The sequence below is a fragment of the Adlercreutzia sp. ZJ154 genome (assembly GCF_011039055.1).
Classification (GTDB): Bacteria; Actinomycetota; Coriobacteriia; order Coriobacteriales; family Eggerthellaceae; genus Adlercreutzia_A.
Map to the genome: position 1 here is coordinate 70,545 of NZ_JAAKEF010000002.1, position 26,165 is coordinate 96,709.

Genomic DNA, 26,165 nt, shown 5'->3' on the forward strand with positions numbered 1-26,165 from the left:
GCGGAACCAAATCCCTCCGACAATAATGGTACCCTTTGACCTTCGCCGAGTTCATGCTAAAGGAGTTACAATGTCTGCTCAACTGTAGGATGATCGGAAGAAGCGGCATCAAGTTTCCGCACACTCTTCGAAATGGCAATCGAAACTGCCAGCAGAAGAATGAAGACACCATCAATTTGGAAGAAAAGTGGCGTACCCGTAACTTCGGCGATAAGACCTCCGAGCGCCGTGCCTGCGGGAATGGCTAGCCCGTTCATGGCCGTGAAGAGCCCCATCACGCGACCGAGCTTTTCGTCAGGTATGTTCTTCTGCAGAAGCGTCATGAGGGGTGCATTGAACCACGCGCAAGCAATGGCCAACACACCGATACACACCACGAACGCCCAATAGCCACCCTTGGGAATAAGGCCCGCTATCAAAGCGCCCGTCCCGACCACGAACGCAGATACAACGATTATACGTGCGAGCTTCCTGCGCGGGTTTACAGCCATGAGGATTACCGAGCCGACGAGCAAGCCTGCACCCATGACTGCGGCGACGAGCGATGCCGCAAACCCGTCTCCTCCAAAATGGTCGTATACCATGAGGGGCATCAGCGAATCGATTGGCCCATACGCCAGCATGCCGAGCGAAACACCGATGGTCAGCACGAGTAAACCGCGCTGACTCGCCAAGGTGGATGCACCCTCTTTGAGGCTTGCCCACGCCCCCGCTTGCTCATGCGCACCGTGGTCGCGCGGAATCACCGCAAGCAGCATCGTGACGCCGGCGGCCGCAGCGCCGAAGCCGCCGAGGATGAGCACGTATTGAAGACCGAAGCTCGTGTACAGCAGGATGCCGAGCGCCGGACCCGCAATCATTGAAATGCTGCCGAGCAGCGTATCCATGCTGTTGATGCGCACGAGGTGACATTCGGGTACAAGCAGAGGCATGGTTGCGTTATAAGCCGGCGTGCGGAATCCCGATACGAAACCGAACGCGGCACAGTACAGCGCGACCGCAGCGAAGCTCGGACCGGCGATGAAGGTCCAGGCAGCTAACGCTAGGCTGGTCAGCGCCATAAGCGCATCGCAGACCACGATGATGACCTTGCGATTTAGTTTGTCAGCCACAACACCCCCGAACGGCGAGAGCAGCCCCATGGGCAGAAACGCCAACACGTAGAGTAACGCGAGACTCAAAGGAGAGCCCGTCGTCTCGGTCGCGTACCAGATGCCAGCATAGCTAGCAGCGTTGCCCGCAAACATTGAGACGGCGTACCCGCTCCAGATGAGAACGATGCGTCCGAGCCAATCAGCGGGCAGCGCGTGCCCACCTGCCGTGAGGTTTGCTGTTTGTGCAGTTTGTTTTGTGGACTGAAACATTCCTCTCCTTTCTCTCGCGATGTCGCCAGTCTCACCCCTACCGCAACGGGAGAGTCAACAACTCATTGGGGACGAGGCCATTGCAGGACGAGGCCATTGCCTTCTCGGCACAGCCCAATAGACACGTCCCTAACGGGTTCACAATAAGTACGTCCCCAATGGGTTCGTTCGGTTTCTCTTCGTTCATGTTGTCGCTTCGTTCGTATTGCCAATCCAATCCACAATCTGATACAGTTGACAGAACAAAAAGTGACCGCACGTTCACTATACACGAAAATAACCATATGTTCGCCAAGATTTTACGAGGAAAGCACCATGGCCAAAGACACAAAGCAACGGATACTCGACGAAGCACTCGTCATGTTCGCGCAACGCGGCTACGAGGGCACGAACATGCGCGAGCTCGCGCAGGCGCTCGGGCTTGGCAAATCGGCCCTCTACAAGCATTACGCCAGTAAGGAGGACATCTGGACCTCCATGCTCGAAGCGCTCGAAGCCCACTATTCCCAAAGCTTTGGCTCCGAAGACAACCTGCCTCCTATTCCAAGCTCGTGCGACGAGCTCGTCGAGATGTCGATACAGATGGTCGGCTTCACCATCCACGACGAGAAAATCGTGCTCACGCGCAGGCTCTTACTTGCCGAGCAGCACCGTGACGAACGTGCAAAGGCACTTGCCTCCGAGCACTTCCTAAAAAGACTTGAGCGCATCTTCACACACGTTTTCGCAGGCATGATGGACAAGGATCTGCTGAAGCGCTGCGACCCACGGCTTCTCGCCCTCGCGTACACCGCACCCGTATCGGCGCTCATCATGGAATGCGATCGCTATCCAGAAAAGGAGCGCGAGATTACAGAACGCATCCATGCGTTCATAACCCATTTTACCGAGGCGGCTAAGGAACAAGGGAAATGAGCGAAGCTGGGCTTTAGCAAGGTGTGCGATCTGGAGTCGGAGTTCTCGCCGAGCAAAAAGAAAGGAAATCGTACTATGAATGTCAGTTATGAAGCGAAACCATCAATGACCTTTATCGGATACCATACGGAGATTCGTCCAGAGGAAGGCTATCAGAAGTGTCCAGAGTTCTGGGATAAGGAGTACGCTGTAAAGTACGCAAGGCTTTGGCAGACCATGAAGCCCGAGACGGAAGTTGAAAAAGCGATTCTGGAGAACGGGATCGGCATGTTTGCTATCTGCGCAGAATCCAAGAACGGATTCGAGTACTGGATTGCTGGAATGTATCAGGACGGCGATGTGCCGCAAGGATTGGAATTGTACTCCTTCCCCGCAAGTGACTGGGCTGTGTTCACGGCAAAAGGACCGATGCCCGGCTCGCTGCAGACCCTAAATACCGCAGTGTGGAAGGACTGGTTCCCGAACGACGGTCAGAGGTATCGGGCGAATGGTACCGCAACGCTCGAAGTTTACTCTGCCGGCAACCCTCAGTCCCCGGATTACGAATGCGGCATTTGGGTTCCTGTACAGGGGATGGACGAGAATACCAATGAGTACGAAGCGGCAGAAATTGTTTCTACCATGATGGCTACTGGAATTCTATGAAGCGTAGAACTAACCGTGAACTTATCGCACTAGGCAGTTGATAGATACAAAAACTTGGTTTCTCACCGGCGAAACCCTAGGAAGAAGCATGGTATTAACTTGAGCATACGCGATTACGGTCGCTGTTGCGGTCGTGGTTACTGTTGTGGTCGTGGTTGCAGCACGCAAATGCACGAGCGCTTGCAACCAGCTGCATAACACCCAACACCAAGTAGAACACGGACAGACCATTGGGAATGAACACCATTTCGAAAACAGTCCACACGATCAGAAGCGCGCCCGCAATGCAGCCCCAAGCATAAGATGCCTCGCGATTGCCGCGAAAACGCAGCACAAGCGCAATGATATTCGGTACGCCGTTCACAAGCATAAGGGCAAGCCCCGGCCATAGGAAGTCGCTCTTCATAAAGTCCGGCAGCGGAAGCGGGTCGAGCAGCGATATCGGCATCCAATCGTTCCACGAAAGCGGAAGGGTAAACAATGCGCTTGCCATCATCCAAAGACCACACAAAAACGCGCACACCCCATCGAACCAGTTCATAAAAAGCGCAAACCCGCGCGCAACCTTGTTCACTTACTCCCCCTCTGCTCGTGTGCATATATTCGTGTGCATATATATTAATTAACATTTGTTAGCGCATCAAGGAGAACAGACTATCAGCGAGAACGGGTATCTAGAGAATCCTTTCGCGCATTCCTTGAGCGAATTATCTCGTGGCTTGTCCGGGCAATTTGCGGGAGGAGCGCGAGCTCGCGGTCGATGCGGAGTTGGTCGATGTCATTATGCATAACAAAACCCTTTCTATTGATACTCTATTAAGTGGTTAAGCACGACCTTGTTTCTGCAGAACGAACGTAGCACCGCAGAAACGAAGACGTAGAAGTGGTCAATGAGATACTCACAGCGGCACTAGGCTCCTGTCGCCGTATCTTGCCTACTTGTCTTGTTGGAAGAGGATAGAAATGAAAGCGACAGATTGCCGTAGACGATACAGTGTAGCCACCCTATCCTTGACGCAGCAAATGCGAACATAAGACATATGGCTATATCCAGCGCCATGAAGGTGACATAGCATGCAAGGGCGTCGGCGCCACTCGCCACTATGCCGCGCAACCACCATTTTGTATCGTCCCCGCAAGCAAGAGTTATCGCATGGGCTATGAACACAGCCATGGAGTTGCGCCCTACCCAAGAGAGAGGTACATACAAGGCAGACAGATGTCGATAAAAGACCTTGACGGTGGACATGACGGCGATGGCGCAGCAAGCGCTCCCAAACATATCGACGATGCCGTTATGGTAGTCGGAGTTGCAATACATCGGCTCTTCCAAAAGAGCAAAGCATAAGGCACCGGCATATGCGACACCGCAAACTATGACTACAACGCGCAAAACAAAATACAGCGGGTTCTGTTCTTGCGAACCCTTCGCCAAAAGCCCTGACTCCGATACCAGCATCCCGCATGTGACGAACCAGCATGCGCACATTCCCTGCTGAATACCGAAGGGAAGGAGCAGATACGCAGAAGTCGAAGCGCCCACGAAGAACAACAGACAAGCAACAAATGCCCTTATTATGGGATGAAACGCCGACAACACGCTCGCGAAGACCTTGCCGATAAAGAAGGCAGGGAGGAACCACAGAAGCCCTATCGCATCCACGTTCGCAGGATCTGCCCACAGTATCGAGTCGCGAAAAGCGCCTGCGCCGTAGAAGAAACCGAAGAGCCTGCCGTATAGGTCGAATCCGCTGCAGAACACACAGCACATGGTGATGCAAACGATGCCCGCCACAATGTACGGGACGAAGCAGGAAAGAGCAAGACGCGTGCACTTTCGAGCGCCCATCCAGCCTGTTCTCATGGTGAGGCCGGTTAGAATAAAGAACAAGGGAACGTGGAAAGAGTCCGTGAGATCAAATAGGAGACGGGCAGCGCCGACACTGTCGTAAAAGAACGCCGAGAAGTGACCGACGATAATGGCAAGCATGGCAACACCACGAGCAGCGTCTATCCAACCTACGCGCGGATGAAGAAAGTGCACGTCTGCTCTATGCTCCGTCCCCTCGCCGCTTTGTTCGCTGCCGGGAGCAAGAATCTCTATGTGATATTCTCCCGGCATTGCCTTAAACTGGCTCTTTGCTTGCATGCAAAGAGCCTTACTCTTCTTGCACTCCTTATCTTGCTACAGCTCACTGACAATTTTGCATAAAGGATAGCACTAAGAAATAACTGTTTTCTCGTAATCAATAATAGAACACTTGAAAACTACCGCCCAAGTGTAGAGCAACTCTCCCTACACATGGGATGCTGAGACACGGCGGATGGGAATCTGCACTTCGGTCAACCACTCGGACGGGTCGTTCTTGTTCCAGATGCCATCGATGTAGCTCGTGCGGGGATTGCCAGCAACTTCGTAGCCATTCTGCTCGACCCACTCAAGCGCGTGGGCAAACGCAGGTCCCATGTTCTCGTAAGGCCCTTGGTGCATCACCGACGCCACGTCGAGCGCGGGCGCCACCATAAAGCGGATCCCGTCGAAGTCGTCCTTCAGCTCGGTCACGGCTTCGCAGTAGAGGATGTGGTTGTCCGTCTCGCGCCATTCGCGGTCAAGGTTCACCGTGTAGCAGTACTTGGGCGTAGCACACTTGAGCTCGGGATACTTCGCGCGCAGCTTCTCGCCTAGCGCCGGCATCTCCTTGAAGTAGTCCGCAAACGTGCGCATCGTATATTCCTTGCAGTAGATGATCTGCTCAGGGATGTGCTTTACCGTTGTTGTGTATGGCATGGTGCCCTCCTTGCTCTCTTTCAGAATGAATTGAACGCGAGAGAGCATGGTCTGCCGCTCGGTTATTTCCTGCTCAAGCTCCGCGGAATGCTGTTGCAGTATCTCTTCCGCATCGCCTCCGGATACGATGCGGGCGATCTGATCGATGGAAAGTCCTGCCTGACGAAGCGATTGGATGCGATGCAGATCCACAAGTTGCGCCGCATCGTAGAGCCGGTAGCCCGTGAACCGGTCTACCGCGCGCGGCTTCAAAAGCCCCACCTCGTCGTAGTAGCGCAGCGTCTTCACCGTGGTCATGGCCATTTTCGAAAACTCGCCGATGCGAAACATACCTTGCCTTTCTCTCGCGTTGGCACCATCTTCGTCCCTCCCGCAACGGGAGAGTCAAGGAGATTTTTATTGCCCCGCCCAATAGAGGCTGACGGAATCGTCTTGGCTTTCTCTACAAAATCGCAGGCACCTTACGCCTCTTCTCTTCGAGGGTTTTGTGCATGTGATCGGAATCAAAGAAGGCGTAAGTCCTAATCAAGAAGAGGCGAGTCGAGAGCCACCGCAGTAATAGAGCGTGCGTGTACATCTAGTCCAATTGAAGTAATCGTCTTCTCACTTCCTGTTCCACTTTTGGTCTTTCTTTGGACTACTCAAAAAAGCATCCGTCCTTAATCCTATCGATAGATTTCTGCGCATCCACGATTTGCTGTAAATCAGGAATAGGAGTCTCAGTCTCGAAATCCTCAACAACGGTCACTTTATCGAACCCCTCTTCGACGGTAGGAATCTCAAAGTCCGCACGCATGAACTTGTTTCCGCGAGAATTGATGACACAAACGCACTCGAACACACAGTCCTCGTATCCATCAAACACCGTCTTCACATCCTGAATGAGGTCGGCGCGGCGGCGAGCCTTGACGTAAGTACCCTCTATAACGACCAGTCCTCCCGGAAGAGATGAGATAGCCCCGCCTTGCTGCGCACGCTGACGACGCTTCTCCGTTTCCAGCAGAATGTGCTTCTGAACAGCGGCAACAACCGCATCCTCCAGAAAAGCATACGACAGCCTAACCATCAGAACACCATGAATACCAGAGGGGTAAGACTTCATCTCCTGAAACTGATACAAATCAATAACGTCTACCGCATCCCTGTACAGGTTTTCGGCAATGTAGGTGGATTTTCCCGAACCAGAAGGTCCACAAACAAGAACCACTCTCATCAACATAGCAACCCCCTAATCCGACTCTTCCAAGAACCATCCGTTGCTCAAATCAAGCAATTCCTCAATCAGGGCAGCAGCCTTACGGTCATTCTACCGGATGCAGTATTCAGCTGGCAAAATGATATCGACAGACCCCTCTAAAGAGGTCTGTGCTAATTGCGGCTCTAGCTCCCTTTCATTTTGGCTAGTGGTGGAGTCAGAGCTGCCGCTATAGCTACCCAAAACAGGATTATGAGCGACTTCTTGAGATACATTGCGCATACCTTCTGATAGACGATTCCTTACCGTTCGAGGGCTCGCAGAAGTAAAACACCGATCCAAGAGAAAAAATAATCTCCATATCGGTTCTTGTAACATTACAAGGACAATTAGCGGAAGAATCACCGCAAATATGACCATGTTCATGTTCCTAATGCTCGACTTCAACTTATTTTTGAATAAAGTGGCAAAGGTGTTTAGACTCTAGTGAATTATCACTGACCTTTTACAAAGGTGCTGCATGGGCATTCTGCATCATCATGGTGAAAGTGCAATAATACACAAAGTAATAAGGCAAATTGAGTGCCTTAACATAACAAGAAGGGACCATACAATGGAAAAGACCAGTTTGAGAATCAGAGGAATCGCTAATGCGGCGATGGCTGTCATCTTTGCCATGCTGCTGGCATTCTCTACTGCGGGAACTGCATGGGCGGTATCTCCTGATGAAATGAAGAATAGTGCAGGGAACACATTCGTTAGTACTGATGGCTATGCTTCCCTACCAGAGAACAAGATTGATCGTGATTTCTACTGGGCGGGCAAAGACCTTGACCTTACCTCCACCGAGACTGGCGGAGATATCGTTATTGCCGGCATGAACCTAAGTGTTTCCGACTCGAAAACGGGCGGCAGCGTTCGTGCAGCTGGCATGAACTTGAAATTCACCAACGTGTCTACCCACAACAACTTCACGGTTGCCGGACAAAACATAGATTTTGTTAACTGTGCGGCAGAAGGCGGAGTGTACTGCGCAGGGTCTGCGATCTCTTTTGCGGGCAACGCCGCAGCAGGCTTCTTTTCAGGCAGTAAGGTCGTTCTAAACGGAACGATTAATGGTGACGCTTCGATATATGCCGATGTTATAGAGATAGGTCCGAATGCCGTCATAACAGGCACGCTCCATGCGGAATCGGGCATAGAGCCTATCGTTTCTGAATCAGCTCAAATAGGCACTCTTGAATACGAGAAGAAAACCGACACCGCCGCATCTGTCGATGCAAGCGAAGTGCTTGGAATCGCTACATTCATAGACCTGCTATTCAAAATCGTAGGATTAGTAGGAACCATTCTGTTTGCTATTGTGCTGGCATGGCTTTTCCGTCGTCCTGTCGAAGGTGCAACTGCCATGACGCGCAACCATGCAGGACGCGTATTCGCCACCGGCGCGATTGCGCTTCTTGTATCACCACTGTTGTTCGTGCTCTTGCTTTGCTTCGTTGTTACCAGCCCCATTGCTTTGGCATTGCTTCTTGTGCTTGTGGTTCTGGCAATTGTGGCAGTTCCATTCGCAGCTGCTTCGCTATCGCGTCTGGTGTTCCCCAAGATGAATCGCATCGGAGCTGCAGCCATTGGCGGCATCGTGCTTGGAATTGTTTCGATTCTTCCTTTCCTTGGCGCACTTGTTTCACTTGCCTCATTCATATATATCCTCGGCTATATCATTCAGGCTATGTGGAATGCTCGTCGTTTTTCTCCTGACAATATAGAGTCGAAGGAATCCTCAGATTCGGATGACCCCATTCAGGAAACTACGACTCCAAAGTCGCCTGTTTCTTCGTATCCTATTCCAGAGTCTCCGTCTACAACCTCTGAGGCTCCTACTCCAGCTTCTACGACAAACCAGAAGTAGAGGCACCATATAGAGGCACCATAAATTAAAGTCGGCACGAACGAATTGTCTAGGACTTTGGTTTTGGCATCGAGAACGACTCAAGTCGCCATTGCCCACCTGACAGCTCGTCGTGCCGACAGAAATCACAAACGTGATTGGCAACACAATTACAAGGAAACAGAATCTAAAGTCATTGGAGATCTGCTACTTTACTAGGAAGCTTTTTATTTAGAAGTGAGCGCGTAGCTTGTCTTCACCATTGATGCTATCTTGTCATCGTCTATGGTGCCATCTAAAGCAACTGATATCCAGTTTTCTTTGTTCATGTGGTAGGCAGGATAGAAACCTGAATGCTTTACCATTTCAATTATAAGCCCCGGGTCTTCTTTTACATCAAGTATGTCTACCTTGCCCGTTCCTGCTAATCCTAGCTTCGATTTTTCAACATCCATAACAAGCGCGAACCATTTTCCATTGTGCCCGTGACGAAATACCGCATAGTTTGGATACTTTCTCCAAAGATACTCAGGTTCAACGTTATATGTTTTTTGGATCCATGCAATTAACCGATCTTTATTCATTACGATGTAACCTTATAACCCTAGATACCAATGCTCTATTCATATAAAAACTTAAGCGCGCGATTTAAGTGAAATACTTGTCACTCGAACGCTTTGTTGATTTGTATACTAACACGAAGTCTTAATACCGAAATTTCAAAGCAATCGGCAATGTCGATACGACGTGTTTTGACGCGAATATAGGGTTATGATTCAAAAAGTATGGATTTTGTTCACTTAGAATATTTGAATGCTAACCAAATCTTCTCAAAAGCTTTTGTTTAGGTTAGGACTTCTTGAAGCTCAATATGTCCGTTATGCGTTAAGTACTGATTCTTGAGTTATGTAAGACATAAGTCTATAATGGTCTTACAAAAGATAAGGAGTTCTATTATGAGCGCACCATCTGTCACAGTACGTGTGGACGAAGCAACAAAGCTTGCTGCGGCTTCCATTGTTGAGGATTTCGGATTCGATCTCTCATCTGTTACGAGAGCTTTTTACCGTCAGATAGTTCGAGAACAGCGCATTCCCCTAAATCTGGAGTATCCCAAACCGAACAACGAGTCGCGTGAAGCCATAGAAGAAGCTAAGGCAATCATAGCATCGGGTGATCCTGGTTATGATTCAGTAGATGCAATGTTTGAGGCGATGGGTGTATAGCCTATGTTGCATCCTAACTTCACTCCTCGATTTAATAGAGACGTCAAACGACTCTCGAAGAAACACATTGACTTTGCTCCGCTAGATGAGGTAATGAAACTTATTGTAGATAACACGGAAGCTACCAACAGAGTTTTACGTCAACGCCATAATAAGCATTTACTTAAAGGTGAATGGGAAGGCAGTTACGAGTGTCATGTAGCTAATGCTCGAGATTGGCTACTTATATGGATGGAAACAGATGAACTTGCTGTTTTTGAACGCACTGGAACTCATGACGATCTGTTTGATTAAAACAATATCAGGTGCCTCGTGCTAACTGTTAGGCTCCCTTGGACTTATGTCCAAAGCGACCCCGATATCAAACTTATTATTTCACGGTAGAGATAGATAGCATACCTAATGGAAGTATGCGACCGGTAGTTCTTGGCGTAGCGGGAGTGCTCGTTACAGTCCTCCCAACGACTGAGCGCTTTGGCGATAGCGAACGCCAACCCATCCATCGACATGTCGTCCACGCCCTTCGCTTTCTTTTCAAATACCTGGAAATCGCTGTCCTCCTGTACCAATAGTAGGACACTTGCAACTTGAGCAAGTGTTATACTTGTTCCTGCATCAAGGTGCTGGAGCTTCCCGCCTTCAAACGTTTCGCGAAACACATCTCACCGTTGTTCCCAAACCGCAAAACAATCCCGCTACATTCCATGCACCTGCGCGCCCATGGGCGAACGCAGCTCAGCATGGAGGATAGGAGTCCTTATGTCCTGCATATTTAAATTTGAACCCGTCCACAAGCGCACTCTCGGCTTTTTCGGCTACACACTGTTGGAAGCGCAAAGCCTTCTCGAAAATGAGCGGACTGCGCTGCGCGACCGCATACAAGATGCGCTTTCTGGTGTAGACAACAAAAAGGCTCCTGAAGGTCTTTTCGACGAAAGCGACCTCATTCCCGTTGACGTTTGGGAGGCTTTGGACGATCTTACCGAGATGATCTGCTGGTCTGCTGGGCAAACGGTCCTCGTAGATAATGGAGAAGGGTGGTCGGCATCCCTCCCCGATCACAGGACATCTTCCGTGCGCCCGTTATGCCTGGATGCCCCGATGCCCGATTGCAACTTGCTCGAAGGGATTGAGCTGGATAACATAGGCTACACCGAGGGTATTCTCAAAGACGGTACGCCTTTCGCGGCAGAGCTCTATTCCAGAGGACCGCATACGATCGCTATGAACATCATCCTCCCAGAGATTCCTCAGTACATCTCAAGCAAAAACATCGGAACAGCCTCGGACTTCCCCGACTCTTTTGTAGAGGCCGAAGACAACGGAATCCTCGCAATGGGCATGATCTATCGCGAACGTCAAAGCTCCCTTGAAGAGCTTGTGTACTACACGTGCTATTTGGAGGACATGGGCATTTTGTCGTTCGTCTCCGAGATGCGAGAAGGCGATCTTGAGATCCTGACAGACCGAAGGGGTAATCCCGTCGTATGCGACCGCGTAACGCTCGTTGACAACGGGAAGACTATCGCCAAACCCCATCTGAAGTTTAAGCCGTTTCCAGAAGGTCCAAATCGCTACTTCGAGGACGAGTGGGCCTCATACCTCTTCGAGGACCTCCAAACGGAAGATCTGTTCAACGCTGACGCGCAAAACGAGCAGCCCATACCTCCATATTGCGTGTTCGAGGATGGCGAATGGCGACCGTGCCCCTACGATGACTAAACCAATAATGCTTTCAGACCAAAGAGAGAGAACGAACCATGAAGCGTGAAGTAATAACGCTGTGCGGAAGCACGCGCTTCCAAGATGCATTCGAACGGGTTCAGCGCGAGTTGACGCTTGAAGGCAAGGTGGTATTGAGCTGTGGCGTGTTTGGCAATGGACACGACGCGAATATCTTCAATAATGCCGATGCCATCGAGGCAGCCGCGATCAAACGCATCCTCGATGACGTACATATTGACAAGATCACCATGTCTGATGCGATCTATGTCATAAATCCAAACAATTACATTGGGAACAGCACCTGGCGCGAAATCGTCTATGCCGCAATGGTCGGCAAAGGAATCTATTCCATCACGAACATCTCGCAAGATCGCATATTTTCACGCATGGACGAAGAAACGCAACTGACCGAGCGCTTCGCATCTTGGCAACTCGACTCAATTGCCCACAACCCTTATAGCCTCGCAGGCGCAACGGTGTCTTTCACTCACAAAGGAATCGAGGTCTACGACCCATGGATTCGCGAAACCCAGCAGGGCGATCCGTGGGCATGGCGGATGCACCGCGAGGCTGACTATCAGATAGATCCGCGCAAGCATTACGGCAAACGTAAGTTCGCGCGCTATGTATTCGAAGCAATGCAGGCGTTAGACGAATACCGCACCCTTCATGGAAGCGACCTGTTTCTGCCATACTGCGACCCCATAGAAAAGCCACAGGTATAATCCCATTGGAAAGGAGCACTCATGACAAAAGAAGCGTCATTCGGCTCATACGAGGAATTGGTTCAGACCGTCAAGGATGATTACCAGCACCGTTCAATGGAAAAAGACAGCAACGGCAAACTTCCCCCCAAATGGCACAATCTTGATTTAACAAGCGGAAACCGCGAAGAGATCAATCTATGGACTTACTGGCAAGGCGTAGGCGTCACGCACCCCAAACTTATGGTTGTCGGTCAAGATTGGGGCTGCATGAAAGGTCAAAACCAGACCATTAAATGCATTGAGGCCATTGCATGCGACAATTCAACAGACACGCAATACTTGGACAATAGGCATCTCAACGACAACCGGGATTTTACTACCGACAACAACCTTATAAAGATCTTCAAAGACCTTGGTCGTGACATAGAACACAAGCGCTACAGCGATTTATTCTTCACCAACCTCTGCCTTGGATATCGCCAAGATGCCACCTCGGGCTATTTCAAGCAAAAATGGATGACCGAAGATGCCGAAAAGTACTTTCCGGCTTTAGTCAAGCTGATGCAACCTGAAGCAATCGTTTGCCTAGGAGAAGCCACCGCCAAGACGGCATATCGCGTATTGGAAGGGAAACCATTGCTAATGCCCGAAAAATTCAAGGGATTTCTGGACAATCAAACAGCCGAAGGTATTCCACTTTCTTCGGGCATTAAGTTCTTTGCGATGGCGCATCCTGGCGGCATGGGCAGGGCAAACCGCAGCCGTTGGGGTGGCGATATCTTCAAAGATTGGACGATTCTGAGGAACCAAATACGCTGATATTGGCAGACAAAGTAAAAGACAAAATTAGCTAATACCAGAAACTTTAGCAAAATGCCGGAAACATCCTCCACATAGAGGACAGAGCGAAAAAGGTATAATACCTTTCATCAGAGATAAAAACACAGTCCCCGTTGGGTAGTCGTGGGCGTGCGAAACCGCATCAGTAACCTGCCTCCTTGGTTGTCCCTTCTCTGCATGGTTTATCTACATAAAGGGGGAATTAAACATGCAGATCAGCGTGTCATCTACTCTGACCCTGTTTCATGACGGTCAGTTTTGGGTCGGCGTTGTGGAACATGTGGAAGATGGCGAGCTATCCGCCGCGCGTATCGTCTTCGGCGCAGAACCATCGGATGAGGAAGTTTTGCAGTTTGTTGTTAAGAAATGGGAGTCCCTTCGCTTCCATGGAAACGCAGAAACCAAAGCTCCTAAGATAGCGAAGAACCCGAAACGCCGCATGCGCGAAGCATCAAAAGAATTGTCAAGACATCCTGTTAGTACCAAATCTCAGCAGGCTTTCTCAGAAGCTAGGGAAGAGAGGAAAGTGGCAGCGAAAGCCTACCGTGCCCAAGCAAGGCGAGAAGCGCAGGCAGCGCGCTTCTCTCAAAAGCAGGAAAAGAAAAAACGGAAGCGTAAAGGTCGCTAGTTTGTAGTATGGTTTTTTGCTATGCCCCTATTGCCAGCAGTAAGTCCTCTGTGCTTGTAGGCTTGCCGCTGGCAGGCGTAGTTGCCGTCGGCTGTCCTATGCGTGGTGTCTTTGATATTTTCCTATTATCGTACCGCTAGCTAGAACATGATCCTCAATTGCTTCCATCAACTCTTCTTTTTTACTGTTAACACTTATATCAATCTTTGTATCCAAGGCATATACAGTAAATCTGTACCTATGGTTCCAATTAAATGGCGGTTTAGGTCCTCTATAGCCATGCTTTCCATAGCCTATTCCCTGTTCAATATGTATCGGATTTTCTATTGTTGCACCTTTGGGTATTGAGCCCGGTATTCTATTGTTTGGTGCCAAATTCCATGCAATCCAATGATTGAACCCCTTCACTATCGGATGGTCCAAATCATCCATTGCGATAGCTAAAGTTACAGCTCCTTCAGGAATATTATCGATAATAAGCTCCGGAGAATTATCCTCAGCATAACCTGCCACACTATCTGGCATCCATCCCTCATTTTCAAATTGTGATGATGTCACCTTTAATTCATGCACAACAAACGCTCCCTCGTTTTTATGGCAAATGGGCACGGGAGTTCATGTCGCAAGATTAGAAACTTGCTAACAGATTCATAAAGATAGTACCACCCGGCAACACAACGTTCAAAGCAACAGCTACAACTATTAACAAAGCGCAAGCAAGAATACATACAACATCTACCAAAGTAAATGGATACTCCTTAAATCCGCTATCGCGCGTGCGCAGATTGAACCCTCGCACTTCCGCAGCAATAGCGGCTGAATTAGTCTTCCGCACGCTACTAATTAACAGGGGAACGCACAGCGGTGCCATTAGCCTAATCTTCTTCACAAAGCCGCAATCGAATTCTACCCCGCGCGCAGTCTGCGCCTGCATTATCTGCGACATGTCGTTCATAAAAACGGGTATAAAATGCACAGCGCTTGTGAATGTAAAAGCGTATTTATACGGCACATGCAGTATTTTGCAAAACGAATTTGCCAAATCGTTTAGCTGAGTAACATACATAACAAGAAACAGGGGCACCGCGCAGGCAACTAGGCGAATTACAACCGTTATTGCTGCCAAAATACTTCCTGTGCCAATGTAGCCCCAAGGAAGCGCCACAAGCTGAGCGCCAGTAGAGGTAGTTAATAGTGCAATAAGTGCCAATATGATAGAAAAAATTGCAACTGCCTTCGCAAGTCCTAGTGCTTGTTTTGTCATATGGCAACTAGCGGCTAAAGCGAAATCAATCGCAAGCACCGCGCAAAGAAATACTAAATTCGACGTGCAAAAACAAGCAATAGAGATAAGTAGTGCACATAGCACTTTAGCCACCGGATTCATCCGGTGCATCAAACTGTCTCCCGGTACATATTCCAAAAACTTCGCCATTAGCGCACCTCTTTCTCTACCCGGCTTGCAATAGCGTCTTCCATTTGTTGAAGCGTATCCGCGCACGCAATAGAACTCTGGTGCAATTCTGGAACATCTTCTGTAAGCTTCATTGAAATATCAGTTATCTGAGGTGGCAACAAATGCGCGTGTTGCAACACTTCGCTGTTACGCAGCACATCGAATGTCGGTCCATCTGCCACGATATGACCAGCTGTCATAGCAATAACGCGCTTGGCATAATCGCCAACCACTTCCATATCGTGACAAACCATAATTACAGTTGTACCCGCCATATGAAGCTCGGAAATTAAATCCATTACCTTTGTGCATTCGCGATAATCCAACCCAGTAGTAGGTTCATCTAGCACTATAGTAGGCGGACGCATAACAACAATCGATGCCAAAGCCAGCAGCTGCCGCGTTCCTCTATTCAAAAGAAACGGCTCTGCATCTCCATCAAATCCGAAGCGCTCTATCATTTCATTAACACGGGGAATAGCCTGTGCGCTGTCTACCCCCTGAGCAGTAAAGCCAAACAGCAATTCATCGCGCACAGTATTGCAGCATATTTGCCTATCGGGGTTCTGAAACAGAAAGCCGACGCGCTGCGCCAATTGGCTAGTGCGCAAACTAGTAGTGGGAGTGCCATCTATAAGCACTTGCCCGCAAGTGGGCTTCAAAAGACCGTTCACAAGACGCATCGTGGTAGACTTCCCTGCCCCGTTCGTGCCAACAAACGCAACAAAATCACCATCGGAAATTTGAAACGAAAGCTCATCGACTACTGGCGTTTCGTCATCATAAGAAGCACTAACATTCTTAAACTCTATCATGCCAGCACCTCCTTACATACACGCACAGCATCTGCAACATCGCACACCGCAGCCCCGCGATAAAGCCCGCGCTTGCGCAGCCGGTTAATAAGACTCGTAGACCTTGGCACATTTACGCCTATATCAAGCAATTCATCGGAATGCGAAAGAACCTCTTTTGGCGTTCCGTCAAAACGAATGCGCCCGTCGTCCACTATAACTAGCTTGTCAGCGAAATCAGCTAAAAGAGCAATCTTTTGTTCAACCACCACAACAGTCATACCATGCTCGGTAGCATAATTCTTCAACAAACTGAATACATTAAATGACGATGCCGGATCTAATTCCGCTGTAGGCTCATCCAGAAGTAAAATGCGCGGCTTCAAGGCAATTATCGCCGCTAAAGCAACTTTTTGCTTCTGCCCGCCAGACAAAGAATCTATACTGCGACTTCGAAGATCGCTTATTCCCATCGCTTCTAGCGCCTCGCTTACACGCGATGGTATTTCATCTTTTGCGACACCAAAATTTTCCAACCCGTAGAGAATTTCATCTTCCACAACCGATGAAACCATTTGCGAATCTATATCTTGACACACGCTTCCCACCAAGCGCGATATATCGGTTAAGCTGGCTTCAACGGTATCAAGACTACCCACAACAACGCTGCCATAAAAGTCTCCGGGATAACAATGCGGAATTATTCCATTCATGGCATAAGTTAGGGTAGATTTACCCGATCCGGCAGCACCGGTTATACCAACAAAGCACCCATCGGGAATTATCAAGCTAATGTCGCGCAGCGCGAAATTGTCGTGCTCAGCATACTTAAACGAAAAATCTTTCAGATAGATCATTTGCAGCCCTTGTTCTTAACTAGATAATCAACCTTGCAAATTCTAGCGCTTCAATACGCGAGATAAAGGCAGAGCAAGTATTTCAACGATAACGCAATTAATACAAGCAGTACCGAACACCATTACTGCATAAGTTATAAGAATGGCTCCTATATTAAGACCGTTCATAAGACCCACAATTATTGCGAAGGTGTAGCCCGAAACTACGGTTGAAAGAAATGTAGTAACTAAAGGATTCAGGTCCAACTTGCCTGCTTTTATAGGAATAAGAATTAGCAAACCGCATATAGTTGCGCCTAGTGTTTCTGATGCAATATTTACCCACGGAGTAGCGTTGAGCATAGGAATTTGACTGATAAGCCCAGTAAGCAAACCTATAATTGCAGCTTGACCCACATTCGGTCTTACAAGAATTATCGCCAGACAATACATCGCTATCATGAAGTTTGGCTTCATTCCTCCAAAGCTAAGGAAAGACGACACTGTAAGTTTTAGCACCGCGCCCGCAGCCAAAAGAACTGCGATTAGAATTAAATCTCGTACAGAAAGCCCTTTATCACGAGTCTCTTTCACTTCGCGCTTTTGCGCAGTTACCGTTTGCGTGCGACTCTGACCCTTCGGTGTCTCGTCTGTTTTATCTGTAACTGTTGCGTTTTCCATCTTCTTATCCTTTCTTAATAGACTTGATTTAGCGCATAAAAAAGACCCTCGGCGGATTACCGAGGGTCCTAATTTGTGCGCGTAGACAACTAAGCTTCGATAATCCGTTCTATCTTGACTTGTGCCACCACCATGCGCAGGCAAACGCCTTATGGGCGCTATGTAATGCCTTATGTCCGCAGAATGTAGTCAACACAATCTCCATTCGATTAACGAGCTGGACAGATTCTATCACTGTATTAGCGTCTTGCAAGCATTAATTCGAAATATGTTGCAGAAGTTCTTGTGCGTGGGCAATAGATGTGTCGGTAACACTACCAGACAGCATGCGTGCAATTTCGCGTTCGCGGTCGGGTCCACACACAAGCTGAATATCGGTTTCAGCAACGCCTTCGCGCTCATATTTGCGAACCACATAATGTTTGTCAGCACGCGCGGCAACCTGTGCTAAATGCGTAACGACCAACACTTGATGAGTGCAAGACAGCTGCACTAACACATCAGCCAACGCATTAGCCGTAGCTCCACCCACACCGGCATCTATTTCGTCAAACACAAGCGTAGATACCTCGTCTTTGTCTTCCATAACAACATGCAAAGCCAATAATACGCGCGACAGCTCACCACCCGAAGCTATACGTGACAAAGGACGTGCTTGCATGTTATGTGCCGGTCGAAAAGCCAACTCTACCTTATCGGCACCAGACATAGTCCACTGATTGCGCGGCAACAATGTTACTTGACATTCAACACCTGCGCTGCCCATTTCGAGGTTTGCCATAACGTCAACTATCTTAGAAGCGAAATCGATGGCAACTTGCTGCCTAGACTTACTTAAAGCCAAAGCAGCCTGCTCAAGTGCCGCGTTTGCCTGTTCAAGTGATGCAACCGCTTCAAGTTCTAGACTTTCGGAATTATCAAACATCAAAATTTTCTCGCGCGCTTCATCGGCTTTCGCTACCACATCGGCTACGGTGGGTCCGTAGGCGCGCATAAGCCCCTGATATGCTGCAATACGCTGCTGCATCCTATCAAGGGCATCCTGCTCGAATTCTATTCCATCTACATAAGCAGCAACATCTCGCGCAACATCTTCAATAATGTATACAGACTCACGCAAAGTATCGGCAAATTTCGCCAATGTTTCGTCGTGGCGCGCGCCATCATCTAGCGACGATACGGCTTGCCCAAGATACGTAAGCGCACCATCGTCGCCAGAAAGCGCTTCTCTGGCTACACTAGCAGCGCGAGCTAGTGCTTCGGCATTTTCAGCCTTAGATAAAGCGGCTATCAATTCTTCATATTCCCCTACATCTGGAGAAACGGCATCTATTTGACGCAATACAAATGTTGCCTGTTCCAGTTGCTCGGCAGACGCTTTTCCGCCAGCACGTATTTCTTCCAAATGCGCAAAACATTCTGAGTAGTGCTGATAAGCCTGCGCATATGCGCTTACAAGCCCCTCATTGCCAGCCCAAGCATCTAAAAGCCTTAAATGCGTTGAAGCTTTCAACAACTCTTGGCTATCGTGTTGACTGCATAGGTCTATGCTCGCAGCTAGCGCATCTGCCAGCTCTCCCACACTTACCATTTGTCCATTTAATTGCACGCGCGACTTACCGTCCGCAGACACGCGGCGAACAACCACATATTCGGCATCGCCGTCTATAAAGAACCTACCCTGCACACACGCTTCGTCCGTTCCTTCACGCACACAGGAACGCTCGCCACGCGCACCCATCAAAAGTTTGCACGATGTAAGAAGCGCTGTCTTGCCGGCTCCTGTCTCGCCAGTAAGCACGGTAAGACCAGATGAAGGTTCAATGCTAGCATCGGCTATCAAAGCTAAATTTTGAACATGTATCTCGTCTATCATTAGCTCATCCTATTCAAAACATGCCGTGTGCGTGTATATCAGCTTCTACGACTAGAACCATAAGCCGCATTTTTTCTATTCCCATACGCGCTACCTTTGCGTGCATTCTTTTTCAGATCCGCCAAAACGTCTTTTTCGCTCATATTGTCAACGGTGGTTCGCAATTTAACAACCTGATCACGCAAACGAGCCGCCTCTTCAAAATCCATACCAGCAGAAGCTGCCTGCATTTCTTCTTCCATAGACATAATAATGCGCATAACTTCATCCCGCGAAAGTTCTGCCAATTCGCGATTGATATCTTCTGCACTAATCCCCTTCGATTCCTCCACTATGGAATCCATAATGTCATTTATTTTTTTGCGAATGGTTTTAGGCTCTATGCCGTGCTCTTCGTTATAAGCCATTTGGATATCGCGGCGACGGCGCGTTTCGTCTATAGCCCGCTTCATTGAGTCGGTAATCTTATCGGCATACATTATTACCTGACCCGAAACATTCCTAGCCGCGCGTCCTATAGTTTGCACAAGAGAGCGGTGGTTACGCAAAAACCCTTCTTTATCAGCATCCAAAATTGCCACAAGACTTACCTCTGGCAAATCTAAACCTTCTCGTAAAAGATTTATGCCTACAAGCACATCAAATTCGCCTTTGCGAAGGTCGCGCAGTATCTCAACGCGCTCAAGCGTGCCTATATCTGAATGCATATAGCGCGCTTTCACGCCTCGGTCTAACAAATGGTCGGTTAAATCTTCAGCCATCCTCTTTGTAAGCGTTGTAATCAAAACGCGCTCATTACGCTCGGCGCGCTGTTTTGCTTCATCTATTATGTCGTCAATCTGGCTTTTTGTAGGGCGCAGAATTATCTCCGGGTCAAGCAATCCAGTAGGTCTAATTATCTGTTCGGTCTGCTTCTGGCTAACTTTTTCCTCATAATCGCCCGGCGTGGCGCTTACGTATATAAATTGCGGAACCCTATCTTCAAATTCATCGAAGCGCAAAGGTCTGTTGTCTAAAGCCGAAGGCAATCTAAAACCATGCTCCGCCAACGTTACTTTGCGCGAACGATCACCTTCATGCATTCCTCTAATCTGCGGCACGGTAACATGACTCTCGTCAATAATGCACAGAAAATCATCTGGAAAATAATCTATTAATGTGTACGGCGGCTCTCCTGCAGCGCGACCATCTAAATGCCGTGAGTAGTTTTCTATGCCCGAACAAAAGCCCATTGTTTCTAGCATCTCTAAATCATAATTGGTACGCATTTCTAAACGCTGAGCCTCAAGCAGTTTGCCTTCCTTGTTAAACTGCTCTAAACGCTGACGTAATTCTTCGCGAATCGTGCCAAGCGCCTTATCCATTTTTGGACGCGCTGTAACGTAATGCGAGGCAGGCCATATAGGCACAGCATGAAAACTGCTTAAAACCTCTCCGGTAACAGAATCGACTTCATCTATGCTTTCTATTTCGTCACCCCAAAATTCAACGCGAATCGGATTGTCTGCATAGGGCGGAAAAATATCTAGCGAATCGCCGCGAACACGAAATGTACCGCGCTTTAATTCGTAATCGTTGCGGTCATACTGGATATCAATCAAACCATATATAACCTCATCACGATCCGATGGCGTATCTTTATCCAAGAATACAGCCATACCGGCATAATCTTGCGGACTACCTATACCGTATATACAGCTAACCGACGCAACTACAATTACGTCTCGGCGCGACAAAAGCGCACTTGTGGCAGCATGGCGCAATTTCTCAACTTCCTCATTTATAGAAGCATCTTTTTCTATAAACGTATCGGAAGATGGCACATAAGCTTCAGGCTGATAATAATCGTAATACGATACGAAATACACCACTGCATTGTCTGGAAAAAACTCGCGCAACTCAGCTGCAAGCTGCGCCGCAAGCGTCTTGTTGGGAGCCATAATAAGTGTCGGCTTTTGTACAGCCTCTATAACTTTAGCCATGGTGAAGGTTTTGCCAGAACCCGTAACGCCCAAAAGCGTCTGATAGCGCAAGTTTTCATTTACGCCATCTGCCAAAGATACTATGGCTTGCACCTGATCTCCGGCAGGCTCGTAAGGAGACACCACTCGAAGCGGCGCACCTCCAAGCATATCCGGGTTAAGTTTGCCCTGCATAGCTGTACCTTCAATGTTTTTCAGATGACTAGACATGGCGCTCCTGATAAAGAAAAGCCCGGTGGAAATACACTTCCACCGGGTTAATTAATAAATCTATAGAACCGCTATGATTGCTTACGTCTAATCCACCAAGCAGTAACCTCGTTATATAGCTCTTCCTTTGTGGAATCGTTATTGAAAACAACATCAGCAGCTTCAATACGCTCAGCATCGGTAATTTGTTGACTAATACGACGCCTAACATCACCTTCTTCGAAGCCAGAAGCCACAGCACGCTGAATCCGCATATCTATTGGAGCCAACACCGCCATAACTATATCTGCCGACCAAGCAAGCGAAGTAGAACGGTTCTTGAATACGGAATATTCAATAACCACCGCTTCTGAGCCATTAGCTTCTAATTCATCTATCATATCGGCATAGGATTCTTCAATGCGAGGCATCGTTATGCGGTTGAGTTTACGAGTCTCTGCGGGGCTTAGGAAAGCTTTAGCAGCTAAGCGCGAACGCACTATCTCGCCATCGTCGCCTAAAATATCTTCACCAAATGCTTCGGTAAGTTCTTCTTTCACAATCTCCCATTTAAGGACATCATGACCGACCTGATCAAGATCAATAAAATCTAACCCCTGATCGGTGAGCGCTTTACGAGCAGTAGATTTACCCGCTCCCATGCCCCCGATTACGAAGATCTTTTCCACAGACGATACCTGCACTTCCCTAACTATTCAGCAGCTTCAGCGGAACCTTCAGCAGCAGGCTCTTCCTGCTCTGCAACAACCTCTGTAGCAACTGAAGCCTCAGAATTAGCTTCCTCGCTCTGTTCTACTTCTACATTAGCTGTTTCTGTAGACTCTTCATCTTCGCTCTTACGGCGAGACTTCGCTTCATCAACCGCTACGGTTTCATCTATCTCAATCTCATAACCAAGCTCTTCAGCAGCAGCCTTCATAGACAAAGAAATGCGGCGACGGTCAGGATTAATCTCCATAACTTTCACTTTCACTTCCTGCCCTTGCTTAACTACCTGAGCTGGAGTTTCAACATGGCGAGAAGCCATTTCGGAAATGTGTACAAGACCCTCAATAGAACTGCCGAGTTCAACGAAAGCGCCAAATGGAACGATCTTTGTTACAACGCCATCAACGATAGTACCCACCGGATAGCTATCCACAAGTTCGATCCACGGATCGTCGGTGGTCTGCTTTAAGCCAAGCGATATGCGCTCACGCTGCAGATCAACGTCTAGAACCTCAACCTCTACTTCATCGCCAACTTTTACAACTTCGCTAGGATGATTTACATGGTTCCAAGACAGCTCGGAAATATGTACCAAACCATCTATTCCGCCAAGGTCAACAAATGCACCAAAGTCTACGATGCTAGAAACGTTACCTTTCAGGCGCATGCCCTTAGACAGCTTAGAAAGAATTTCTGTACGCTCAGCTCTGCGACCCTCTTCGAGCAGCACACGACGCGACAGAACAACATTGTTGCGATTGCGATCCATTTCAATGACGCGCGCTTCAATCTCGGTGTTCAGATACATATCAAGATCTTTTACGCGACGAAGATCAACCAGAGAAGCAGGTAAGAAGCCACGCAGACCAATGTCAAGAATTAGACCGCCCTTAACAACTTCAATAACTTCACCAGTAACAATTTCGCCAGCCTTGAATTTCTCTTCCACACGATTCCATGCACGCTCGTACTCTGCACGCTTTTTGGATAGAATCAGACGACCGTCTTTATCTTCTTTTTGCAGAACGAGAGCTTCGATATGATCGCCCAAGTTTACTATCTCGGAAGGATCAATATCTTTGCGAATGGAAAGCTCGCGCAGCGGAATAACGCCTTCACTTTTGAAGCCAATGTCTACAAGCACTTCGTCGTGCTCTAGCTTCACTACAGTTCCCTCTACCAGATCTCCCTCGTCGAAATCTGTGAGGGTGCCATCAATCATGGCATTTAGCTGATCATCAGATACATCGTCGAATTGGATAACAGACGTGTTCTTTATCTCGGTCAAAACGGACCCCTTTCAGATTTTTAGGGACCCCGTTTCAATAAGCAGTCGTCTTGAATACAGTCGAAACTTACATTCCTCGGGGGCCAATATTTCATTTGCTTATATGTTTTTACAAGCCTTCCGAGTATATCACGTAGGTCTGTTGCGCGATGTAAAATTTCGGCGTATACACGCCGTTCACCGATTCAACATTTAATGAATTTAAAAGGTGGTGGGCCCTGCAGGATTCGAACCTGCAACCAAAGGATTATGAGTCCTCTGCTCCACCATTGAGCTAAGGGCCCAAAGCAGAACTTAATAAAGGTGGTGCGCCATGAAGGACTCGAACCTTCGACCTTGGGATTAAGAGTCCCCTGCTCTACCAACTAAGCTAATGGCGCATCAGTCGAACACAAAGCGATTTGACATTGTAGGCGAATACCGCACTTCATGCAAGCAGACTTCCTCATATTTTTTATGTACTCAAAGAGAAAAACGAACCCTGCCGAACTTCGCAGTTCAAACAGGGCTCGTAAAATAGGTTTATGGGGTGGCTGATGGGACTTGAACCCACGACCTCCAGAGCCACAATCTGGCATTCTAGCCGACTGAACTACAGCCACCGTGTTGCGTTTTCGCGCAAGGTAGGATTATACGTTTGCGCTGCTATCTATGCAAGCATTTTCTACATCTTCTCGGGAGCGCTTACTCCAAGCAGGCTAAGCGTAAGAGCCAACATTATGCGAGTTGCATCACATAGCGCCAAACGCGCCTTTGTTAGTTCTACATTATCGGTTAGCACTTTACACTCGGTATAGAAGCTATGGAACAGCGATGCTAAATCTTGCGCATAGTGTGTTAGTCGGAACGGTTCACGATCGCGCGCTGCCAAAGCTATCAAATTCCCAAAGTCAGCCATTTTGCGCATTAATGCAAGCTCTGTACTGTGCGTTAGCATTGACAAATCGCAGCCATCTGGTGCAACAATTTCAGCTAATTGCGCAATAGACTTGCCATCTGCGCTGCCCTGCCCCGCCGCTTCGTAAGCCTTACGAATTATGGAACAAATGCGCGCATGTGCATACTGAACATAGTAAACAGGATTAGATGAATCTTTTTTCTTGGCTTGCTCAATATCGAAGTCGATAGGCTGATCGCTCGAACGAGAAAGCATGAGATAACGCGTAGCATCTACACCCACTTCATCTATTAGCTCTTCGAGCGTAACCATCTCGCCTGTACGCTTGCTCATGCGCACAGCTTCGCCATCTCGATATAAATTCACCAGCTGACCTAAGACTATCTCTAAATTGCCCGGCCAGCCCCAAGCCTCTAACATGCATTCACAACGCTTCACATAACCATGATGATCGGCGCCCCAAATGTTTATAAGATGATCAAAACCGCGCATTTTCTTATCGTAGTGATAAGCAACATCGCTCATAAAATAAGTCATCTCGCCATTTGCTTTTATCATAACGCGATCTTTTTCATCCCCCAGCGCTGAGGAACGAAACCAAATAGCACCCTGTTCTTCTTTTACATAGCCCTTGTCTTCCATAGCTTTAAGACTACGAGACACTGCACTTTCGCCATTTTCATCTTCAACATATAAGCTGCGCTCACTAAACCAGCAATCAAAAGTAGTACCCAAACGACCAAGCACTTTATGCTGTAAGTCAAGCATTTCTTGATAGGCTATTTCGCGAAATGCCTCCATGCGCTCTTGCTCAGACATATCCTCATACTTATTGCCATCGCGGTCTATTATCTCTTGTGCAATGTCGGCAACATAACTGCCGCCATAACACTGTTCTGGCATTTCTACGTCGTGACCTAGAAGCTGCATATATCGCACAGATACAGAATTCCCGAATACGTCCATTTGGGTTCCGTGGTCGTTGATGTAGAACTCTTCGTAAACATCGTAACCAGCGTGACGCATAACTCGCGCCATAGCATCGCCTAATGCACCCCAGCGACCATGCCCTACATGCAAAGGACCAGTAGGGTTCGCCGAAACGTACTCTAGATTTATCTTGCGCTGACCTTCTGCAATGGTGCCACGCCCGTAGTCTTCGCCAAGCTGTCGCACCGTATGCACAACATTTTGTAATACCGCATCAGCCAAACGTATATTAATGAACCCGGGACCTGCTATTTCCACCGATTCAATAACATTGTTTTCGGGCAAATGGTCAACTATAGTCTGCGCTATGTCGCGCGGACTTTTATGCGCCAACTTTGCCGTGCGCATAGCCACTGTAGATGCCCAGTCACCATTAGCTTCGTCGCGCGGACGTTCAAGCGCAGGTTCAGGAGTAGCCGCCGAATCTTCCAACGAAATAGAACCATCAGCCATAGCAGCTTCAATGGCTGTTTCAAATATCTTTTCAAGCTGTTCACGAATCTCCATTAGTCAAACTCCGAT

General features: G+C 48.4%; 25 protein-coding genes and 3 tRNA genes. 9 read left to right on the plus strand and 19 right to left on the minus strand.

Annotated elements, in window-relative coordinates:
- Positions 1 to 65 precede the first annotated feature (65 nt).
- Positions 66 to 1,364: an MFS transporter gene (locus G7Y37_RS01485; RefSeq protein ID WP_165060701.1), complete on the minus strand. Its 1,299-nt coding sequence runs from the start codon at positions 1,362 to 1,364 to the stop codon at positions 66 to 68.
- 315 nt (positions 1,365 to 1,679) lie between these two features.
- On the opposite strand from G7Y37_RS01485, the gene G7Y37_RS01490 reads away from it, so the two are divergent.
- Together G7Y37_RS01490 and G7Y37_RS01495 are read left to right on the plus strand one after the other, a co-directional pair.
- Positions 1,680 to 2,279 carry a TetR/AcrR family transcriptional regulator gene (locus tag G7Y37_RS01490; protein WP_165060704.1) on the plus strand — a complete coding sequence of 200 codons (600 nt, stop codon included), beginning with the start codon at positions 1,680 to 1,682 and terminating at the stop codon, positions 2,277 to 2,279.
- 75 nt (positions 2,280 to 2,354) lie between these two features.
- Complete coding sequence (locus tag G7Y37_RS01495) at positions 2,355 to 2,924, plus strand: GyrI-like domain-containing protein (protein WP_165060707.1); 570 nt, start codon at positions 2,355 to 2,357, stop codon at positions 2,922 to 2,924.
- Positions 2,925 to 3,018: 94 nt separating this feature from the next.
- Here the strand turns inward: G7Y37_RS01495 and G7Y37_RS01500 are convergent, their stop codons facing one another.
- From G7Y37_RS01500 to G7Y37_RS01515, 4 genes are all read right to left on the minus strand, one after another.
- Positions 3,019 to 3,498 carry a hypothetical protein gene (locus tag G7Y37_RS01500; protein ID WP_206214058.1) on the minus strand — a complete coding sequence of 160 codons (480 nt, stop codon included), beginning with the start codon at positions 3,496 to 3,498 and terminating at the stop codon, positions 3,019 to 3,021.
- Positions 3,499 to 3,834: 336 nt separating this feature from the next.
- Positions 3,835 to 5,073, minus strand: a complete 1,239-nt coding sequence (locus G7Y37_RS01505) for an acyltransferase family protein (protein WP_165060710.1) — start codon at positions 5,071 to 5,073, stop codon at positions 3,835 to 3,837.
- A 147-nt stretch (positions 5,074 to 5,220) separates the two neighbouring features.
- The gene (locus tag G7Y37_RS01510) at positions 5,221 to 6,042 is read right to left on the minus strand and encodes a MerR family transcriptional regulator (protein WP_165060714.1); all 822 of its coding nucleotides are present in this window, start codon (positions 6,040 to 6,042) and stop codon (positions 5,221 to 5,223) included.
- A gap of 307 nt (positions 6,043 to 6,349) precedes the next feature.
- Positions 6,350 to 6,931, minus strand: coding sequence for an ATP-binding protein (locus G7Y37_RS01515; protein ID WP_165060717.1), 582 nt, complete (start codon positions 6,929 to 6,931; stop codon positions 6,350 to 6,352).
- A gap of 589 nt (positions 6,932 to 7,520) precedes the next feature.
- Here G7Y37_RS01515 and G7Y37_RS01520 point away from each other — a divergent pair.
- A complete protein-coding gene (locus G7Y37_RS01520) occupies positions 7,521 to 8,819 on the plus strand; it encodes a hypothetical protein (RefSeq protein WP_165060720.1) in 1,299 nt (432 codons plus the stop codon).
- Positions 8,820 to 9,025: 206 nt separating this feature from the next.
- On the opposite strand, the gene G7Y37_RS01525 is transcribed toward G7Y37_RS01520, so the two are convergent.
- Positions 9,026 to 9,382, minus strand: a complete 357-nt coding sequence (locus G7Y37_RS01525) for an MmcQ/YjbR family DNA-binding protein (RefSeq protein WP_165060723.1) — start codon at positions 9,380 to 9,382, stop codon at positions 9,026 to 9,028.
- 372 nt (positions 9,383 to 9,754) lie between these two features.
- Between G7Y37_RS01525 and G7Y37_RS01530 the strand changes: the two genes are divergently transcribed.
- From G7Y37_RS01530 to G7Y37_RS01555, 6 genes are all read left to right on the plus strand, one after another.
- Positions 9,755 to 10,024, plus strand: coding sequence for a type II toxin-antitoxin system RelB/DinJ family antitoxin (locus G7Y37_RS01530; RefSeq protein ID WP_165060726.1), 270 nt, complete (start codon positions 9,755 to 9,757; stop codon positions 10,022 to 10,024).
- Positions 10,025 to 10,027: 3 nt separating this feature from the next.
- Entirely contained in the window at positions 10,028 to 10,318 is a 291-nt protein-coding gene (locus tag G7Y37_RS01535; RefSeq protein WP_165060728.1) for a type II toxin-antitoxin system YafQ family toxin, read from the plus strand.
- Positions 10,319 to 10,783: 465 nt separating this feature from the next.
- Positions 10,784 to 11,746: a hypothetical protein gene (locus G7Y37_RS01540; RefSeq protein WP_165060731.1), complete on the plus strand. Its 963-nt coding sequence runs from the start codon at positions 10,784 to 10,786 to the stop codon at positions 11,744 to 11,746.
- 38 nt (positions 11,747 to 11,784) lie between these two features.
- The gene (locus tag G7Y37_RS09090; protein ID WP_206214059.1) at positions 11,785 to 12,474 is read left to right on the plus strand and encodes a hypothetical protein; all 690 of its coding nucleotides are present in this window, start codon (positions 11,785 to 11,787) and stop codon (positions 12,472 to 12,474) included.
- Between the two features lie 21 nt (positions 12,475 to 12,495).
- A complete protein-coding gene (locus G7Y37_RS01550) occupies positions 12,496 to 13,275 on the plus strand; it encodes a hypothetical protein (RefSeq protein WP_165060734.1) in 780 nt (259 codons plus the stop codon).
- Between the two features lie 229 nt (positions 13,276 to 13,504).
- Complete coding sequence (locus tag G7Y37_RS01555) at positions 13,505 to 13,924, plus strand: YjdF family protein (RefSeq protein ID WP_165060738.1); 420 nt, start codon at positions 13,505 to 13,507, stop codon at positions 13,922 to 13,924.
- 96 nt (positions 13,925 to 14,020) lie between these two features.
- On the opposite strand, the gene G7Y37_RS01560 is transcribed toward G7Y37_RS01555, so the two are convergent.
- The 13 genes from G7Y37_RS01560 to argS all read right to left on the minus strand — a co-directional run bounded on the left by G7Y37_RS01560 (position 14,021) and on the right by argS (position 26,150).
- Positions 14,021 to 14,497: a YbhB/YbcL family Raf kinase inhibitor-like protein gene (locus G7Y37_RS01560; RefSeq protein ID WP_165060741.1), complete on the minus strand. Its 477-nt coding sequence runs from the start codon at positions 14,495 to 14,497 to the stop codon at positions 14,021 to 14,023.
- Positions 14,498 to 14,552: 55 nt separating this feature from the next.
- Entirely contained in the window at positions 14,553 to 15,359 is an 807-nt protein-coding gene (locus tag G7Y37_RS01565) for an energy-coupling factor transporter transmembrane protein EcfT (protein WP_165060744.1), read from the minus strand.
- Positions 15,359 to 16,195 carry an energy-coupling factor ABC transporter ATP-binding protein gene (locus G7Y37_RS01570; protein WP_165060746.1) on the minus strand — a complete coding sequence of 279 codons (837 nt, stop codon included), beginning with the start codon at positions 16,193 to 16,195 and terminating at the stop codon, positions 15,359 to 15,361. Before G7Y37_RS01570 ends, G7Y37_RS01565 begins: the two co-directional genes overlap by 1 nt.
- Positions 16,192 to 17,031, minus strand: a complete 840-nt coding sequence (locus tag G7Y37_RS01575) for an energy-coupling factor ABC transporter ATP-binding protein (RefSeq protein WP_165060749.1) — start codon at positions 17,029 to 17,031, stop codon at positions 16,192 to 16,194. Before G7Y37_RS01575 ends, G7Y37_RS01570 begins: the two co-directional genes overlap by 4 nt.
- Positions 17,032 to 17,073: 42 nt before the next feature.
- A complete protein-coding gene (locus tag G7Y37_RS01580; RefSeq protein WP_241155956.1) occupies positions 17,074 to 17,691 on the minus strand; it encodes a tryptophan transporter in 618 nt (205 codons plus the stop codon).
- A gap of 256 nt (positions 17,692 to 17,947) precedes the next feature.
- The gene (gene recN / locus G7Y37_RS01585; protein WP_165060752.1) at positions 17,948 to 19,567 is read right to left on the minus strand and encodes a DNA repair protein RecN; all 1,620 of its coding nucleotides are present in this window, start codon (positions 19,565 to 19,567) and stop codon (positions 17,948 to 17,950) included.
- A gap of 38 nt (positions 19,568 to 19,605) precedes the next feature.
- Positions 19,606 to 21,759: an excinuclease ABC subunit UvrB gene (gene uvrB / locus G7Y37_RS01590; protein ID WP_165060755.1), complete on the minus strand. Its 2,154-nt coding sequence runs from the start codon at positions 21,757 to 21,759 to the stop codon at positions 19,606 to 19,608.
- Between the two features lie 71 nt (positions 21,760 to 21,830).
- Positions 21,831 to 22,427 (minus strand): dephospho-CoA kinase, encoded by a 597-nt coding sequence (gene coaE / locus G7Y37_RS01595; RefSeq protein WP_165060758.1) that lies wholly within the window; start codon positions 22,425 to 22,427, stop codon positions 21,831 to 21,833.
- A gap of 23 nt (positions 22,428 to 22,450) precedes the next feature.
- Positions 22,451 to 23,755, minus strand: coding sequence for a 30S ribosomal protein S1 (gene rpsA, locus G7Y37_RS01600; protein ID WP_165060760.1), 1,305 nt, complete (start codon positions 23,753 to 23,755; stop codon positions 22,451 to 22,453).
- Between the two features lie 209 nt (positions 23,756 to 23,964).
- Positions 23,965 to 24,039 (minus strand) — tRNA-Ile (locus G7Y37_RS01605).
- Between the two features lie 20 nt (positions 24,040 to 24,059).
- Positions 24,060 to 24,135 (minus strand) — tRNA-Lys (locus G7Y37_RS01610).
- A gap of 145 nt (positions 24,136 to 24,280) precedes the next feature.
- Positions 24,281 to 24,357: transfer RNA gene (locus tag G7Y37_RS01615), tRNA-His, on the minus strand.
- A 62-nt stretch (positions 24,358 to 24,419) separates the two neighbouring features.
- The gene (argS, locus tag G7Y37_RS01620; protein WP_165060763.1) at positions 24,420 to 26,150 is read right to left on the minus strand and encodes an arginine--tRNA ligase; all 1,731 of its coding nucleotides are present in this window, start codon (positions 26,148 to 26,150) and stop codon (positions 24,420 to 24,422) included.
- Between the last annotated feature and the right edge of the window lie 15 nt (positions 26,151 to 26,165).